The organism is Salana multivorans (assembly GCF_003751805.1).
Taxonomy (GTDB): Bacteria; Actinomycetota; Actinomycetes; order Actinomycetales; family Beutenbergiaceae; genus Salana; species Salana multivorans.
Genome location: NZ_RKHQ01000002.1, coordinates 311,447 through 326,860, shown reverse-complemented (window position 1 = coordinate 326,860; position 15,414 = coordinate 311,447). Strand labels below are relative to the sequence as shown.

Genomic DNA, 15,414 nt, shown 5'->3' with positions numbered 1-15,414 from the left:
GCGTCATTCTTGTCAATGTGACACTAGAGTGACGGCATGACCTCCGACGCACGGCCCGAGTACCCGGCCTTCGGCGTGACCGCCGACCTCGTCGTCCTCGCCGTGCGGGAGGGCCGGCTGTGCGTCGCGCTCGTGCGGCGCAGGGACGAGCCGTACGCTGGCCGGCTCGCGCTCCCGGGCGGCTTCGTCAGCCGGCACGGCCTCGACGACACCCTCGAGGAGACCGCGCTGCGGGAGCTGCGGGAGGAGACGGGCATCGAGCCCGACGAGGTGCACCTGGAACAGGTCAAGACGTACTGGAGACGCGGACGCGACCCGCGGCAGGAGGTCGTCACCGTCGCCTGGCTCGCCCTCGGGCCGATCCACGGCGACCTGCGCGCCGGCTCCGACGCAGCGTCGGCCGACTGGTACCCCGTCGAGGACGCGCTGGCCGCCCCGCTCGCCTTCGACCACGACGAGATCCTGCGCGACGCGGTCGAGCGGGCGCGGGCGAAGCTGGAGTACACGGACATCGCGGCGTCGTTCGTGCCGGAGCCGTTCACCATCGCCGACGTCCGCCGGGTCTACGAGACGGTGTGGGGGGTGGAGCTCGATCCGGGGAACTTCCAGCGGAAGATCGCGCCCGTCTTCGAGCGGGTCGAGGGCGGGGACGGGGGCGACGTCCGGTCGGCCGGTCGCGGCCGGCCCGCGGCTCTCTATCGCCGGCGCCGACGCGGCTCGCGTGCCGGCGCCGACCTCACCCCGATCGAGCCGCCGTTCCGGCGCCCCGAGACGGGCGGGTGACGCCGAGGCGGCCGGGGCCGCCTCGGCGTCAGCGCTCGACCGACCGCTACCGCTCGGTGCCGGTCGCGTCGTCGTCGGTGTCGTTCTCGTCCTGGCTCTGGCCGCCCGCCTCGCCCTTCTCGTCGCACGTGCCGCCGGTGCCGGCGCCCGTGCCCGTGTCGGTGCCGCCGTCGGTCGCGTCGTGCGTCTCGTCGGCTGGCGCCTCGTTCGGGTTGGTCAGCTTGGCCATGGCCGTCTCCGTTCCGCGCCGCGGGCGCGGCGTCTGTCTCGAGCATGGCAAACCCGACCCGCGATGACCAGGCCGGACGCGGCCGGCCCTAGACTCGCGGGGACGCGCAGCCCCGGAGGAGCACCGATGCCCCAGTTCACCCGCCTGCTTCGCCCCATCGCCGGCGCCGACCCGGCGCAGGGAACGCTGAGCCTGCGCTCCCGGCTGGTCAGCCGGGAGGAGCGGTTCGAGATCGGACGGACGCTGCGCACGACGCGGCCCGTGTCGGCGCTCGCCCCCTGGCGCGTCGAGCGCGACCGCCCGCAGGTCATGCGGCTCATCAACGCGTCGCACGAGGGCCGGCTGGAGCACCTCATCGGCATCCGGGTCGGCCGCATGATCGGCTCACCGTACGGGTTCCTGCGCGGCAGCGCCGTCGTCATGGCCGACGACGTCGCACGCCTCCCCGTCACCGGCATCACGCCCGTCGTCGGCGGCGACGCGCACCTGGGCAACTTCGGCTTCTACCGCTCCCCCGAGGGTGAGCAGGTCATCGACATCAACGACTTCGACGAGGCGCACGTCGGCGCCTGGGAGTGGGACCTCGCGCGGCTCACGGCGAGCATCTGGGTCGCGGGGCGGGAGAACTCCCAGACCGACGACACGTGCCGCGACGCCGTCCTCGCCTGCGTCACCGCCTACCGGGACGAGGTGGTCCGCCTCGCGGACGAGCCGCTGATCTCACGGTTCTACGAGCGGATGGACGTCACCCAGCTCACCGAGACGGCGCACGACCCGACGCTCCAGGCCGCGATCCGCCGGGCGGCCCGCGCGGCCCGCAAGCGGACGAGCGACCGCGCGCTGCCCCGTTTCACGTCCGCGACCGACGACGCCGACGGAGACGGCGCGGCGGGGTCCGGCCGGCGCATCGTGGCCGAGCCGCCCCTCATCGAGCGGCTGGACGACGACGTCGCCGAGCAGGTGGCCCAGGGGCTGGACGAGTACCTGACGACGCTGCCCGCCCAGTGGCGTCGCGTCATGGCGTGGTACGAGCTGGTCGACGTGGCGCACAAGGTCGTCGGAGTCGGCAGCGTCGGGCTTCGCGCGTACGTCGCGCTGCTGCAGGGCACGAGCCCCGACGACGTGCTGTTCCTGCAGCTCAAGCAGGCGCGGCGCAGCGTGCTGGCCCGGTACGTCCACGGCGAGCACGCCTGGCACGACCACCAGGGTCAGCGCGTCGTCGAGTCGCAGCAGGCGCTGCAGACGGTGTCCGACCCGCTGCTGGGCTGGACGTCCTTCGGCGGGCACCAGTACTACGTCCGGACGTTCCGGAACATGAAGGGCACGGTTCCCCTGGACGGGCTCGACGCCGGCGCGCTGATCGACTACGCGGGCATCGTCGGGAGCCTCCTGGCCAAGGGTCACGCGAGGACGTCGGGGGCGAGCATGATCAGCGGCTATCTCGGCACCGACGACGCGGCCGCGGAGGCGTTCGCGTCCTTCGCCCGCGGCTACGCAGACCAGACCGAGGCCGACCACGCGGTCATGGTGGCGGCGGTCCGGGCCGGCGAGCTGCCCGTCGACGAGTCGGCGACGGGGTCGGCCTTCCGGCCGTGAGGGCGGCTACCGCAGGGTCGCGTCGGTGAGGACGATGACGCCGCGCTCGTCCGCGTGGCAGAAGCGTCCGAACGAGCCGAGGTAGGAGTCGGGGGTCGCCCCGTCCGGCAGCGCGTCCAGGGGGACGAGCACGCCGGACACGGTCATCGCGGTCCCCTCCGCCGCGCGGCCGCCGCCCGCGAGGAGCACGCCGTCGTCGTCCTGCTCGAACCCCTCGGGCCAGACGATCCAGGGCGCGTCGGCGTCGGCCGCCGCGTCACCGGCTCGCCAGCTGAAGCAGCCGTTGCTCTCGACGTGGAGCGCCCCGGTCGCGTTCTCGACGGAGGTCCCGACCAGAGCGTCGGCCTCGTCGGGCGAGAGGGTCGGGAGGCCCAGCCCGGCCTCGTCGTCGGCGCAGGCGCCGAGCGACGCGACCAGCGCCGCGGCGGCCAGCACGAGGGCGGAGACCCGAGGCGCGGGGCGCGGCGACGTCGACGTCATGGCCACAGACTGCCACCATCGCGGGTGCTCGGCGAGAAGGCCGGGGTCGGCGCGCTCACCGCTCGCCAGCCTCACCCCGTCGTGGGGCGGAGCAGACCCGACCACGACGCGACGTCGCGCCTGCCGTCGGCGTCGTCGCCGGCGCTCAGGACGGTGCCGTCGGCGCGCAGGCCGAGCGTGTGGGTGGATCCCGCGGCGACGGCGACGACGTCGGTCCAGTCCTCGACGGCGCACTGCCCGTGGCCGTCGTCGCCCGTCGCGCGCACGCGACCCGAGGCGTCGATCGCGACGGTGTGGTGGCTGCCGGCGACGATCGCCACCACGTCTCGCCACCGGTCGACCGCGGTCGCTCCGCTGGACGCGGCACCCGTGGCGACGACCCGGCCGTCGGCTCTCAGCCCGACCGTGTGGACGGAGCCGGCGGCGATCGCGACCAGGTCGTCCCAGCTCCCGACGGCGCACTGTCCGCGGCCGCCGTTCCCCACCCCGACCGCCGTGCCGTCGCTCCGCAGACCGACCGAGTGCCAGTCTCCGCAGGAGATCGCGGCGATGTCGCGCCATGCCGCCACGTCGCACGCCCCCTCGGCGGCACGACCGGTCGCGAGCACGGTGCCGTCCGCGAGCAGCCCGAGGGTCCGACGCCAGCCCGCCGCGACCTCGACGACGCCGCGCCAGCCACGGACCTCGCACTGCCGATCGCCGTTCCACCCCGTCGCGAGGACGGTGCCGTCGACGCGCAGGCCGACGGTGTGGGACCTGCCGGTGTTCGGCGCCGTGTGGACGTTGCCCGCCGCTACGGCGACGACCCCGTCCCAGCGATCCACGTCGCACTCACCGGCCCGGCTGTCACCCACCGCCACCACCGTGCCGTCCCACCGGACGGCGACCGAGTGCCGACGACCGGCCGCGAGCACCGACCGGCCCGCCGCTCCCCTCTCCACCCGACCAGCCTAGGCAGCCGGAGCGTCCCGCGTGCCTCCGGCAGCGGAAGGGCCCCGCCTGGTGCGGCGGGGCCCTTCCGGTGGGTCGTGGACACGGGAGTGGGGTCCACGACCTACTTGAGTGCGCCGGGTCTCGCGCTCACTCAGGCCAGGCGACGACGGCGCGCCCGGAGCAGGGCACCGCCGGCGGCGACGGCCAGGGTGGCCACGCCGAGGGCGACGGACAGGCCGCTGCCGTCCGCGCCGGAGCTCGCCAGCTCCTCACCCGACCTCGTCGGGCTCGGCGTGGTCGTCGGGGAGGACGTCGAGGTCGGGGACGACGTCGCGCTCGAGGTCGGGGACGGCGTCGGTGAGCCCGTGTCCGACGGCTCCGGGGTGGGCTCCTCGTCCGCCGTGACCGCGAACTCGGTCTCGACCCGCAGATCGCCCGACACAGCCGCCAGCACGTGCACGCCGGCCGCCACGTCCGCGCGCACCAGCCGGTACTCGAACGCGCCGTCGGCGTTCGCGGTCGCGGTGCCGACCTCCGCGCCGTCGAGCAGGACGATCACCGCGGCTCCCGGCGGGAAGCCCTCACCCGAGAACAGCAGCCCGGTCCCCGCGAGGTCGCCCGCCGAGATCGTGTCCTGCTCGGGCTTGACCGACGGCGGGTCCGGGACCACGGGGTCCTCGGTGACGGTCAGGGTCGCCGAGGCCTCGTTCGTGCCGTCCGTCGCACGGACCGTGTGAGCGCCGGGAGCGACACCGGGGCTGGTCAGCGTGTAGGTGAACGCGCCCGACGCGTTCGTCGTCGCGGTGCCGGCCGTCGTCCCGTCCAGCGACACGGTGACGGAGGTGTTGGCCGGATAGCCCGAGCCTGCGACGGTGACGCCCGGGCTCGCCAGCCCCGACACCGTCACCGAGGCCGGAGTCACCGACACCTCGGGGTCGTAGACGACCGGGTCCTCCGTCACGGTCAGGGTCGCCGAGGCCTCGTTGGTCCCGTCCGTGGCGCGCACCGTGTGAGCGCCGGGAGCGACACCGGGGCTGGTCAGCGTGTAGGTGAACGCGCCCGACGCGTTCGTCGTCGCGGTGCCGGCCGTCGTGCCGTCCAGCGAGACGGTGACGGAGGTGTTGGCCGGGTAGCCCGAGCCTGCGACGGTGACGCCCGGGCTCGCCAGCCCGGACACCGTGACGCTCGACGGCGTGAGGGTGACCTCCGGGTCGTAGACCACGGGGTCTTCCGTGACGGTCAGGGTCGCCGAGGCCTCGTTCGTGCCGTCCGTCGCACGGACCGTGTGAGCGCCGGGAGCGACACCGGGGCTGGTCAGCGTGTAGGTGAACGCGCCCGACGCGTTCGTCGTCGCGGTGCCGGCCGTCGTCCCGTCCAGCGACACGGTGACGGAGGTGTTGGCCGGGTAGCCCGAGCCTGCGACGGTGACGCCCGGGCTCGCCAGCCCCGACACCGTCACCGAGGCCGGAGTCACCGACACCTCGGGGTCGTAGACGACCGGGTCCTCCGTCACCGTGAGCGTGGCCTGCGCCTCGTTCGTCCCGTCCGTGGCGCGCACCGTGTGAGCGCCGGCCGCCACACCGGCCCGGGTCAGCGTGTACGTGAACGCGCCCGACGCGTTCGTCGTCACCGTCCCCGCCGTCGTCCCGTCCAGCGACACCGTCACCGACGTGTTCCCCGGGTAGCCACTGCCCGCAACGGTGACGCCCGGGCTCGCAAGCCCCGACACCGTCACCGAGGCAGGAGTCACCGACACCTCCGGGTCGTAGACCGCACCCTCGACCTGCGCGGTCCAGCTGAACGTCTCGCCCCCGCAGAACAGCGACCCGTCGCTCCAGCGCAGCTCCATCAGGTTGGTCCCGCTCGCCGTGCCGTCGGCGTTGACCACCCCCTGCTCGGACACCTGGAAGTAGATGCTGGGGTCGGCCGGGTCGGTGAAGGTCCACTCCCGGTCCCACGTGCCGTCGTCGGCCACGGGGATCGCGGGCGCCGCGTCCCACGGCCACGGCGTCGACGCCGGGAACCCACCGCAGTACAGCCAGGTGTTGGCGGTGAACTGCGCGATGGTGCCGGCGGCCGTGAGGTCGAAGTCGACCGTCCGCCCGCCGCCGTTCGTGATGGTCCCCGAGTAGTGACCGACGGGCGCGGCGGGCGCCGCGGAGGCGGCGCGCGCGCCGATGACGATCCCGGCGCCGGCCAGGATCGCGGCCGAGGCAGCTGCCATCGCCCGACCCAGTCGCCCGAGCGACGCCGGTCGTCCCCGCCCGGACCGCCCCGGCCCGAGCCGTCCGCGGTCGGACGCGCGTCCGCGCTGGTCTTTCGTCTTGTTCACGGAGGTCTCCTGTCGACACGTCTGAGCACCCGGGTGACCGGGTGGGACTCAGTGTGCTGACGGGCCGATCCGAGTTCCCGCGCGGCCGCCGAACCCGAACGCCCCGAACGCGGGGCGCGTCCTCCGAACGCCGAACGCGGTGGCCTAGCATCCCTACATCCGCGCAGGGGGCTCGCGAGATCGGAGGTCCATGGAGCACGCCCGGCGCCCCGACACCCTGGACGCCCCCGCCACCCTCGACGACCTCGCCGTCCGGTTGCGCACGCGGCGGGAGCAGGCGGGCTCCCCCACGTACACCGAGCTCGCCCGTCGCGTCGGCGCCCTCCGCGAGGCCCGCGGCGTCGCCCCGTCCGTCCGCCTGCCCGGCCGCGTCACGGTCTACGACTGCTTCCGCAGCGGACGACGGCGCATCGACGCCGACCTCGTGGCCGACATCGTCCGCGCGCTCGGCGCCGACGAGGACGAGGTCCGCACGTGGAAGCTGTGGTGCGAGGACCTGCCGCGGCTGGCCCAGTCGGACGCGGTCGTCTCGGCCCACCTCGGCACGTCCACCTTCTCCGACCCGTTCGTCGGCCGCGAGGAGGACCTCGGCTTCGTCGTCGGAGCCCGTCGCCTCCTCATCGCGGGCATGGGCGGCGCGGGCAAGACGCGGCTGGCCTGCCAGGCCATCGACCGCCTCGTGGCGCGGCGCGAGATCACCGACGTCGTCACCGTCGACGTCCGCGGTACCGACACCGCCCGCCCCGCGAGCCTCACCGCCATCGTCGAGTCGATCGAGCGGGCGCTCGGCCTGGTCGGGACGGAGCGCACGCCGCGGCTGCGGATCGGCCGCATCTCGGACGCGCTGACCGCCCGCCGGATCGGCCTCTTTCTCGACGACGTCGCGACCAAGGAGCAGGTCGCCGACCTCGTCCGCTGGTGCCCCCGCGCGCCGATCATCATGACGAGCCGGGTCACGCTGCCGCTGACCGGGATCCTCGCGTCGCCGTCCTCCGCGCTGCCGCCGGCCGCGACCGTCCGCGTGCTCGAGCTCGGCGCCTGGGACCCGGACGACGGGCTGACCCTCCTGCGCGCCCGAGTCGGCGACGAGCGGGTGGACGCCGAGCCCGAGGCCGCCGCCGACATCGTCGGCCTGACCGGGGGGCTCCCCCTGGCCGCGAGCCTCGTCGCGGCGCGGGTCTCGGCCGAGCCGACCTGGTCGCTCGCCGACCACCGCGAGGCCCTGCGCCGCCGCGGCGACACGATCCAGCTCGACCTCGTCGTCCAGGACGCGATCGCCGGCTCCTACACCTCGCTCTCGCCGGGGGCACGCCGTGCGCTGCGGCTGCTCGCGACCCAGCCGTGCGAGGACCTGTCGCTCGTCCAGGTCGCCGCGCTGCTCGACGAGAGCCCCGAGGCGACGAGGCGGACGACGGACGAGCTCCTGCGGCTGCACTGCGCGGGACGACCGGCACCGGACCGGATCGGCCTGCACGTGCTCGTGCGCTCCTTCGCCTCGGCGCGGTCGTGGGAGGAGGACGCGCAGGCGCAGCGCGACCACGCGCTCGACCGCCTCGCCGCGGAGATGCTGGAGCAGGCGTGGAGCGCGACGGAGGCCGTCTACGCCGGAGCCGTGCTCCGCTCGCGCACGCCGACCCGCACGGTCCGGGAGATGACGGGCCCGGAGGGGACGGCGTGGCTGCGCTCCGAGCTGGGCCACCTCGTCGACGTCGTCCGCGCGCTGCGACCGCGCGCGCCCGGCTTCGTCGTCGACGTCACCGAGGCCGTGGGCCGGTTCGTCCAGGAGCAGACGTCGCTCGCCTTCTCGGAGGCGTTCTTCCGCGACGCCGTGGCCACGGCCGAGCAGCTCGGCGACGCCGGCGCCCTCGCGGTGACGCACGGCTTCCTCGTCCAGGCGCTCGTCGCGGTCGGCAGCCCCGAGGCGATGCCGACGCTCCACACGGTCCTCGCGCACGCCGAGGCAGCCGGCCTGCCCCGGATGGTGCTGGGCGCGAAGAACTCCATCGGCATCGTGCGGGGTCGGGCGGGCGACCTCGCCGGGGCGCGCGAGGCGTTCTTCGACGTCGCCCGCGGCGCAGCCGACGTGCCGGACGCGGACATGATCCGCGTCGTCGTCCGCGACAACGCCGCGATCGCCCGGCACCGTCTCGGCGACCACGCGGGCGCCGTCCGCGAGCATCGCGAGGCGATCGAGCTCGCCCGCGCCTCGGGCCAGGTCCCCGTCCCGGTGACCGCCGTCGCCTGTGCCAACCTCGCCGACCCGCTCCTCGCGCTCGGCGACCTCGACGGCGCCGAGGCCGCGGCGCGGGAGGGGCTGGCACTCGCCGAGGGACGGAGCGAGCGCGTCGTCACGCAGGCGCTGACGGCTCTCGCGCTGGTCGCGCTCGCTCGTGACGACGTCGACGGCGCGCTCGCCCTGCTGCGCTCGGCCCGGGAGCACGAGGACGAGAGCCTCGACCCCAGCCAGCGGGCGACGCTGCTGCTCGCGCTCGGGGATGCCCTCGAGGCGAACGGTGACCGCGACGGCGCCGGGCGGGCCTGGCGACGGGCACTCGACGTCGCGGCGCGCGCCTCGTTCACCTACGAGCAGGCCCGCGCCCTGCTCCGGCTGGGTCGTCACGCCGCGGGGAGCGAGCGGGCGGGGCTGCTGGCGGCGTGCGTCGAGGCGTTCGCGCAGTCCGGCGGCGCGGAGGTCGAGGAGGCGAGGGCCGCGCTCGGCGCCGCATGATGCCCCGCAGCACCTCCGGGCCCGGGGCTAGGGTGGCCCGATGGCCGTCGCCCCCCGCGTTCTCGCCCTGTGCGGCGCGCTGGCGCTCCTGTCCGGCTGCGCCGCGTCGGCCACGTCCCCGCGCCTGCCGCCCGCGACCGGCGGCTTCGACTACCAGCTCGGCGGCGCGTACGAACCGGCGCCCGACGTCGCGATCGTGGTGCGCGACAGCGGAGACCCGGTCGCCGACGGCCGCTACAACGTCTGCTACGTCAACGGGTTCCAGACCCAGCCCGGCGAGGCCGACAGCTGGGCCGGCCTCCTCGTCCTCGACGACGACGGCGAGCAGCTCGTCGATCCCGGCTGGCCCGACGAGCGCATCCTCGACACGTCGACGGCCGAGAACCGCGAGCGGATCGCCGACCGGCAGGCCCGGCTCGTCGCTCACTGCGCGGAGGCGGGGTTCGATGCCGTCGAGCTCGACAACCTCGACTCCTACCTGCGCTCGGACGGGGCACTCACGCCGGAGGACAACCTCGCCCTGGCCCGGTTGCTCATCGACGTCGCGCACGGACACGGGCTCGCGGTCGCGCAGAAGAACGCCGCCGAGCTCGCCGAGCGAGGGCGCGCGGCCGGCTTCGACCTCGTCCTGGCCGAGGAGTGCGGCCAGTACGAGGAGTGCGCGACGTACGAGGCGGTCTACGACGTCGTGCTCGACGTCGAGTACGTCGAGCCGGCGGCGTACCGGGCGATGTGCGCGGCCGGGATCCTGCCCGAGCGGTCGGTGCTGCGCGACCGGCTCCTCGCCCCCTCGGGCGACGCGGCCCACGTGGCCGAGCGCTGCCCCTGACTACTCCCGGATCGGGAGCACCTGCGTCGCGCCCTTGCCGCCCGCGGCCGGGGGTACGACGACGACGAAGTCCCCCTTGGGCTGGAGCGGCGCCGCGAGGATCGCCGGATCGAGGTCGGGCAGCAGCGCGGCGGCGCTGACGCCCGTGAGCACGCCGGCCTTGACCGCCGCGGTGGTCGCGGCCTTGCGCGCCTTCTTGTCGAGCGAGTCGAGGTAGGCCGCGTAGCGGTGGCCGGCCGCCTCGAAGGCGGCGTCGGGCACGCTCGGGTGCGAGACGAAGGCGATCGCGACCTTCGCGTTGCCGTTCGGCACCGTGAGCCCCACGGCCCACTGACGTCCGACCCAGCCCCGCTCGCGGTAGGCCTCGTAGAGGCCCGCGGCGGACTTCGACCTCGTCGCGAGGTGGATGCCGAGCAGGATCAGCCCCAGCGGGAGCAGCACGATCGGCCCGTAGACGTAGGCGTACCGCCACGCCTCGGCACGACCGGACCGCGAGCCCGTGAACTCGATCGCCTGCGCGTCCCAGAAGAAGCGCATCATGAGGCTCCAGTCCCAGTCGCTCGCGCTGCCGAGCTGGAACAGGTTCATCGCGATGCCGCCGATCCCCAGCGCGAGGCAGGCCAGCGCGGCCCCCTGGATGGGTCGCCGGGCGGCGACGGACTTCGCGAAACCCTCGGGCGTCGACAGGTGCTGCTGAATGGCTGGAGTAGTCACGGGCCGTCAGTCTAGGGGTCAGTCCCTCCCGGCGCGTCAGCCCGACTTGCGCCGGAACATCTTCTGTCCGCCGGCGGCACCGTGCGCGTGCGCCGACGAGGCCCCGCCCGCGCGTCCGCCGTCGGGCGAGCCGGCCTGGCGCGCCTTCTTCGCCTCGAGGGCCGCGCGGAACTTCGCCTTCGCGTCCTGGGGCGTCTCGGCGGACTCAGCCGCCTCGCCGTCGGCGGGCTTCGTCGTCTCCGGGTTCGAGCTCTCGGTCATGACCAGCTCCTCTCCTGGCCGCCGGCGCGGCCCTCGTCTCGAGCATCGCCCACCGGGGCGCTCCTGACCAGGCATTTCCGTGGTGACCACCACGCGTCCCCGCGCGGCCGCAGCCGACCTCGGCTCCCGAGCCGCCCGACCGGCACCGCGCCCGTCGCCACGAGCTACCCGTGGGACGGCTCGCCGACACCGGTCACGGTCGTCAGCAGGAACACCGCGTCCTCCGGCGCCGCCACGGCGTGCCGCTCGTGCGTCAGCACCCACAGCTCGCCCTCGCCGAGCTCGGCCTGGACCCGCTCGTCGACCAGGACGCGGACGCGCCCGCGCAGCACGAACATCGTCGCCGCGTGCGGGGAGTTGTGCTCACCGAGCGTGGCGCCCGCCACGAGCGCGAGCAGGGTCTGGCGCAGCTCCCCGTCGTGCGCCACCAGCTCGGCGTGCCGTCCGTGCGGATGGACGCGGGCGGCCTCCAGCGCCGTCGTCGTCAGTCCCGCGATGTCTGCCATGGCCCCGACCTCCGTCCCGTCACCAGCTCCGTCGTGCCCTCGTCACGTCCATCCTCCCGCGGCGCGCAAGGGCACCGGCGGGAGCGGCGCACGCGCGCCAGGAGGCGAACCAGGAGACGCGCCGGGACGCGGCACGACGACGCGGACTCAGGAGCTGTGGCGATCGGATCGCAGGCGGTAGGGCGCCCCGACGGGGAACCGCTCCCGGTTGCGCGCGAGCTTGGCCTCGGCGGCCGCGACGAGGTCGATCCCCGTGACGCTCTCCATCCGGGTGAGGTAGATGAGGACGTCGGCCATCTCGTCGGCGACCCGGCGGCGCAGCTCGGGGTCGGCCGCGAGGAGGTCGACGCTCTCGGAGCTCTCGACCCACTGCAGCTCGGCCGCGAGCTCACCCGCCTCGCCGCAGATCGCCATGGCGAGGTTCTTCGGCGTCTGGACCGGCGTCCACCCGCGCTCCTCGCTGAACTCCCGGACGGCGTCGACCAGGTCCCGGTACTCGCTCACGCCACCATCCTCCCGCACCCCCGGAGGCGCGCCTCACGCGCGCGCCTCACGCGCGGGAGGGCTCCCTACTCCTTCACGGCCCCAGCCGACGCGTTCATGATCCGCTTCTGGAAGACGAAGAACAGGATCGCGACGGGGATCGTCATGATGACCGCCGCCCCGAGCTTGAGCGGGTACTGCGTCCCCTGCCCGAGCGTGCCGGACGAGAGCTGCGCGACACCCTTCGTCAGCGTGACGAGGTCGGGCGACTGCGACGCGATGATGAAGTGCGACAGCTCGTTCCACGACCCCTGGAAGGACAGGATCGAGATCGTGACGAGCGCCGGGACGGCCATCGGGAGCACGACGGACCAGAACGTGCGGAACGTGCCGGCGCCGTCGAGCCGGGCCGCCTCCTCGACGGACGGCGGGATCGACTCGAAGAAGTTCTTCATGATGAAGATGCCGGCCGCGTCGGCGAGCAGCGGGATGATGAGGCCGGCGAAGGAGTTGTAGATCCCGAGCTGCTTGATGACGAGGAACTTCGGGATGAGCAGCACGACGCCGGGCACCGCCATGACGGCCACGAGGGCGCCGAAGATGATCCCCCGCCCCTTGAACGGGATCCGCGCCAGCGCGTACCCCGCGAGGGAGTTGAAGAAGATCCGCCCCGCCGTCACGACGATCGCCACGATGACCGAGTTGCGGAACCACAGCGGGAAGTCCGAGTTGAGGAACAGCCGCTCGTAGGCCGCGGTCGTGAACGTCTCGGGGATGAGCGAGAGCGGGCTCTGGGTCGCCTCGGCATCGGGCTTGAACGACGTCGCGACGGAGATGAGGAACGGGAACACGTAGATGATGGCGAGGACCACCAGCAGTGCGTACGTCAGCGACGTCGCCGCCATGACCCCCGGCGACACGACCCGCGTCCGCTCCGTCCGCTGCACCGGGGCGTCGACCGTCTGGACGGCGCTCATGCCGCGTCTCCCTTCGTGAACCGCTTGCGACGCGGGACGCCCCGCTCGCGCAGCGCGAACCGCTGCAGCACCGTCAGGGCGACGATGATCGCGAACAGGATGAACGCGATCGCGGCGCCCTGACCCCAGTTCTGGCTGATGAACGACGTCTGGTAGGACAGGAACGCCGGCGTCAGCGTGGTCTTCGCCGGGCCGCCCTGGGTCCCGGTGTAGATCTGGTCGAACACCTGCCAGGTGCCGATGAGCCCGAGCGTCACGACGGTGAAGATGGTCGGGCGGAGCATCGGGATCGTGACGCGGAACAGCCGCTGCCGGCCGTTCGCTCCGTCCACCTGGGCGGCCTCGTCGATCTCGCCAGAGATGTTCTGCAGCGCCGCGATGAACAGCAGCATGAACGTCCCGGAGGTCGTGAAGATCGCCATGAAGATGAACACGCACATCGACACGCTCGGTCCCGCGATCCACTGCCACCACGGCAGCCCGAGCAGGGGTGCCGACTGGAGCGCGGGCGGCGGCGAGTCGACGCCGAACACCCCGAGGACGATGTGGATGACACCGCGCGGGTCGTTCACCCAGTTCGGCCCGTGGATGCCGACCCAGGCCAGGACCCGATTGACCGCGCCCGAGGCCGTGAAGAGGAACAGGAACACCACGGTGATCGCGACGGAGCTGGTGACGGACGGGAAGTAGAAGGCCGTCCGGAAGAACCCCCGTCCGCGCAGCGCCCGACGGTTCACGAGCACCGCGAGCCCCAGCGAGAGCGCCGTCTGCAGCGGCACCACGAGGAGCACGTAGTAGGCGTTGTTGCGCAGCGACGTCGCGAAGTCCTTCTGCGCGAGGCCGCCGCCGGTGAGGAGCTTCTGGTAGTTCTCGCCCCCGACGAACCCGACGGTGGAGGCGAACGGGCTGCCCCGGCCACCCCAGTCGGAGATCGACACCCAGGCGGCCATGACGATCGGGAGCACGAGGAACAGCCCGAGGATGAGGAGCATGGGTGAGACGAACACCCAGCCCGCGAGGTTCCGGGAGGTGGAGCGCCCGCCCCCGCGGCGGGGTGCCGGAGCACCCCGCCGCGGGGCGACGACGCTGGTCGCCTCCGGTGTCGGCGTCGTTGCGGTCATGTCGACTCCGTCCGGGTCGGTCGAGCCGGGGCCCGACCGACTACAGGATCGCCTGGAGGTTGCCCTGGACCGACGTCAGGATGGTCGCCGGGTCCGTCGAGCTGAGCGTCTCGAGCTGGGAGTTGAAGTCGGACAGCACGTCGGCGATGCCCTGGACGGGCGGGACGCCCTGCGCGTAGTCGGCGCCCGCGAGGAACGCCTCCTGCTCCGGGAACGCGGTCTTCCACTCGTCGGCGACCGTCGAGATCGACGGCATGACGCCGAACGCGTTCGCGAACGCCATCTGCTGCTCGGCGGAGGTCAGGAACTCGACCAGCTCGACCGCGTCGGCCTGCTGGTCGGAGTCGGTCGCGATGCCCCAGCAGTTGGTGAACTGGAGCGTGCCCTTGCCGGCCGCGCCGGACGGCAGCTCGATCGCCGTCCAGCTCACGTCCGGGTAGTTGGCCTTCATGGCGCCGACGATCCAGTTGCCCTCGATCGTCATGGCCGCCGCACCCGTTCCGAACGCCTCGCCACCCCAGCCGGCGCCGATGTCCGCCGGGTACCTGACCAGGCCGGCCGACATGAGGTCCTTGACGTAGGTCAGCGCCTCCGTGTTCGCGGGCGAGTCGACGACGGCGGCGCCGTCCTCGACGAGCGTGCCGCCCGCCTGGGCCATGAACGTGCCGATCCGCTGCCACTCCGGGCCGAAGCTCAGCGCGGTCGACTCGCCGGTCGCGAGCTTCTCGGCGACGGTCTTGAGGCTCGCCCAGTCGGTCGGGTAGTCGGCCTCGGTGAGGCCGGCCGCCGCCCACTGGTCGTCGTTGATGACGAGAGCGAGCGTCGAGAAGTCCTTCGGGGCACAGTACGGCGTGCCGTCGTAGGTGAAGGAGTCCACGAGCGTGGGGTAGAAGTCGGCCTTGTTCCCGAGCTCGTCGAAGTACGCTTTGATCGATCCATTCGCGGCCAGACCAGGGAACGCGTCGGTGCTCACGTAAAAGATGTCGGCCGGGGTCCCCGCCGCGAAGCCCTGCGCGAGCTCCTGGTTGAGGTCGGAGGCCACGCGCACGGAGGCCTCGACGCCCGAGGACGCGGACCAGGCGGCGACGGCGTCCTGGACCGCCGCGGTCTCCGCGTCGCCGGAGGACGCGATGAGGATGTCGAGGCCGGAGCCCGAGCCCTCGTCCGTCCCGGAGTCGCCCCCGTCGGTCGTTGCCGTGGAGTCGGTGGCGGCGTCGGTCGACCCGCCGTCGTCGTCGAAGCCGCCGCCACCGCAGGCGGCGAGGACGAGCGCGACGGCGGTCGCGGTGACCGCGAGGCCGAGACGTCGGTTGGTGGTGGACATCGGTGTCTCCATTCATCGAGGGCGACCGGCTGAGGGACCGGCCGTCGTTCAGAGGTTGTCGATCGGGGTTGGTCGGTGGGTGGACGGGTGGGCTGGTCGGCCGGCCGGGAGCGGCGCC

At 73.7% G+C, this 15,414-nt stretch carries 15 protein-coding genes; 4 read left to right on the top strand and 11 right to left on the bottom strand.

Annotated features, from left to right (window positions below; translation table 11 throughout):
• Nucleotides 1-36 precede the first annotated feature (36 nt).
• Complete coding sequence (locus tag EDD28_RS13745; RefSeq protein WP_123740348.1) at nt 37-783, top strand: NUDIX hydrolase; 747 nt, start codon at nt 37-39, stop codon at nt 781-783.
• A 46-nt stretch (nt 784-829) separates the two neighbouring features.
• On the opposite strand, the gene EDD28_RS13740 is transcribed toward EDD28_RS13745, so the two are convergent.
• Complete coding sequence (locus EDD28_RS13740) at nt 830-1,012, bottom strand: hypothetical protein (RefSeq protein WP_123740347.1); 183 nt, start codon at nt 1,010-1,012, stop codon at nt 830-832.
• A gap of 126 nt (nt 1,013-1,138) precedes the next feature.
• Here EDD28_RS13740 and EDD28_RS13735 point away from each other — a divergent pair, with 126 nt between their 5' ends.
• A complete protein-coding gene (locus EDD28_RS13735; protein ID WP_123740346.1) occupies nt 1,139-2,608 on the top strand; it encodes a DUF2252 domain-containing protein in 1,470 nt (489 codons plus the stop codon).
• 6 nt (nt 2,609-2,614) lie between these two features.
• On the opposite strand, the gene EDD28_RS13730 is transcribed toward EDD28_RS13735, so the two are convergent.
• The 3 genes from EDD28_RS13730 to EDD28_RS13720 all read right to left on the bottom strand — a co-directional run bounded on the left by EDD28_RS13730 (nt 2,615) and on the right by EDD28_RS13720 (nt 6,245).
• A complete protein-coding gene (locus EDD28_RS13730) occupies nt 2,615-3,088 on the bottom strand; it encodes a hypothetical protein (protein ID WP_123740345.1) in 474 nt (157 codons plus the stop codon).
• 71 nt (nt 3,089-3,159) lie between these two features.
• Nucleotides 3,160-4,029 (bottom strand): RCC1 domain-containing protein, encoded by an 870-nt coding sequence (locus EDD28_RS13725; RefSeq protein WP_170169498.1) that lies wholly within the window; start codon nt 4,027-4,029, stop codon nt 3,160-3,162.
• Between the two features lie 143 nt (nt 4,030-4,172).
• Complete coding sequence (locus EDD28_RS13720) at nt 4,173-6,245, bottom strand: hypothetical protein (protein WP_123740344.1); 2,073 nt, start codon at nt 6,243-6,245, stop codon at nt 4,173-4,175.
• Nucleotides 6,246-6,543: 298 nt separating this feature from the next.
• On the opposite strand from EDD28_RS13720, the gene EDD28_RS13715 reads away from it, so the two are divergent.
• Together EDD28_RS13715 and EDD28_RS13710 are read left to right on the top strand one after the other, a co-directional pair.
• Complete coding sequence (locus EDD28_RS13715) at nt 6,544-9,081, top strand: NB-ARC domain-containing protein (protein WP_123740343.1); 2,538 nt, start codon at nt 6,544-6,546, stop codon at nt 9,079-9,081.
• Nucleotides 9,082-9,121: 40 nt separating this feature from the next.
• Entirely contained in the window at nt 9,122-9,910 is a 789-nt protein-coding gene (locus tag EDD28_RS13710) for an endo alpha-1,4 polygalactosaminidase (protein ID WP_123740342.1), read from the top strand.
• Here EDD28_RS13710 and EDD28_RS13705 read toward each other — a convergent pair whose 3' ends face one another.
• From EDD28_RS13705 to EDD28_RS13675, 7 genes are all read right to left on the bottom strand, one after another.
• Nucleotides 9,911-10,624, bottom strand: a complete 714-nt coding sequence (locus tag EDD28_RS13705; RefSeq protein WP_123740341.1) for a hypothetical protein — start codon at nt 10,622-10,624, stop codon at nt 9,911-9,913.
• A 36-nt stretch (nt 10,625-10,660) separates the two neighbouring features.
• Nucleotides 10,661-10,885 carry a DUF5302 domain-containing protein gene (locus EDD28_RS13700; RefSeq protein ID WP_123740340.1) on the bottom strand — a complete coding sequence of 75 codons (225 nt, stop codon included), beginning with the start codon at nt 10,883-10,885 and terminating at the stop codon, nt 10,661-10,663.
• A 164-nt stretch (nt 10,886-11,049) separates the two neighbouring features.
• A complete protein-coding gene (locus EDD28_RS13695; RefSeq protein WP_123740339.1) occupies nt 11,050-11,391 on the bottom strand; it encodes a cupin domain-containing protein in 342 nt (113 codons plus the stop codon).
• Between the two features lie 147 nt (nt 11,392-11,538).
• A complete protein-coding gene (locus EDD28_RS13690; protein ID WP_123740338.1) occupies nt 11,539-11,895 on the bottom strand; it encodes a nucleotide pyrophosphohydrolase in 357 nt (118 codons plus the stop codon).
• Between the two features lie 65 nt (nt 11,896-11,960).
• The gene (locus EDD28_RS13685) at nt 11,961-12,779 is read right to left on the bottom strand and encodes a carbohydrate ABC transporter permease (protein WP_245968146.1); all 819 of its coding nucleotides are present in this window, start codon (nt 12,777-12,779) and stop codon (nt 11,961-11,963) included.
• 68 nt (nt 12,780-12,847) lie between these two features.
• Nucleotides 12,848-13,972, bottom strand: a complete 1,125-nt coding sequence (locus EDD28_RS13680; RefSeq protein WP_123740336.1) for a carbohydrate ABC transporter permease — start codon at nt 13,970-13,972, stop codon at nt 12,848-12,850.
• Nucleotides 13,973-14,012: 40 nt separating this feature from the next.
• Nucleotides 14,013-15,296, bottom strand: coding sequence for a sugar ABC transporter substrate-binding protein (locus EDD28_RS13675; RefSeq protein WP_123740335.1), 1,284 nt, complete (start codon nt 15,294-15,296; stop codon nt 14,013-14,015).
• Between the last annotated feature and the right edge of the window lie 118 nt (nt 15,297-15,414).

Bases quoted from the DNA above. Each gene is read 5' to 3' on its own strand.
- EDD28_RS13685 (WP_245968146.1), bottom strand. From the start codon at position 12,779: ATGGCGGCGACGTCGCTGACGTACGCACTGCTGGTGGTCCTCGCCATC.
- EDD28_RS13740 (WP_123740347.1), bottom strand. From the start codon at position 1,012: ATGGCCAAGCTGACCAACCCGAACGAGGCGCCAGCCGACGAGACGCAC.
- EDD28_RS13695 (WP_123740339.1), bottom strand. From the start codon at position 11,391: ATGGCAGACATCGCGGGACTGACGACGACGGCGCTGGAGGCCGCCCGC.
- EDD28_RS13715 (WP_123740343.1), top strand. From the start codon at position 6,544: ATGGAGCACGCCCGGCGCCCCGACACCCTGGACGCCCCCGCCACCCTC.
- EDD28_RS13710 (WP_123740342.1), top strand. From the start codon at position 9,122: ATGGCCGTCGCCCCCCGCGTTCTCGCCCTGTGCGGCGCGCTGGCGCTC.
- EDD28_RS13730 (WP_123740345.1), bottom strand. From the start codon at position 3,088: ATGACGTCGACGTCGCCGCGCCCCGCGCCTCGGGTCTCCGCCCTCGTG.
- EDD28_RS13745 (WP_123740348.1), top strand. From the start codon at position 37: ATGACCTCCGACGCACGGCCCGAGTACCCGGCCTTCGGCGTGACCGCC.
- EDD28_RS13700 (WP_123740340.1), bottom strand. From the start codon at position 10,885: ATGACCGAGAGCTCGAACCCGGAGACGACGAAGCCCGCCGACGGCGAG.
- EDD28_RS13680 (WP_123740336.1), bottom strand. From the start codon at position 13,972: ATGACCGCAACGACGCCGACACCGGAGGCGACCAGCGTCGTCGCCCCG.
- EDD28_RS13720 (WP_123740344.1), bottom strand. From the start codon at position 6,245: ATGGCAGCTGCCTCGGCCGCGATCCTGGCCGGCGCCGGGATCGTCATC.
- EDD28_RS13735 (WP_123740346.1), top strand. From the start codon at position 1,139: ATGCCCCAGTTCACCCGCCTGCTTCGCCCCATCGCCGGCGCCGACCCG.
- EDD28_RS13675 (WP_123740335.1), bottom strand. From the start codon at position 15,296: ATGTCCACCACCAACCGACGTCTCGGCCTCGCGGTCACCGCGACCGCC.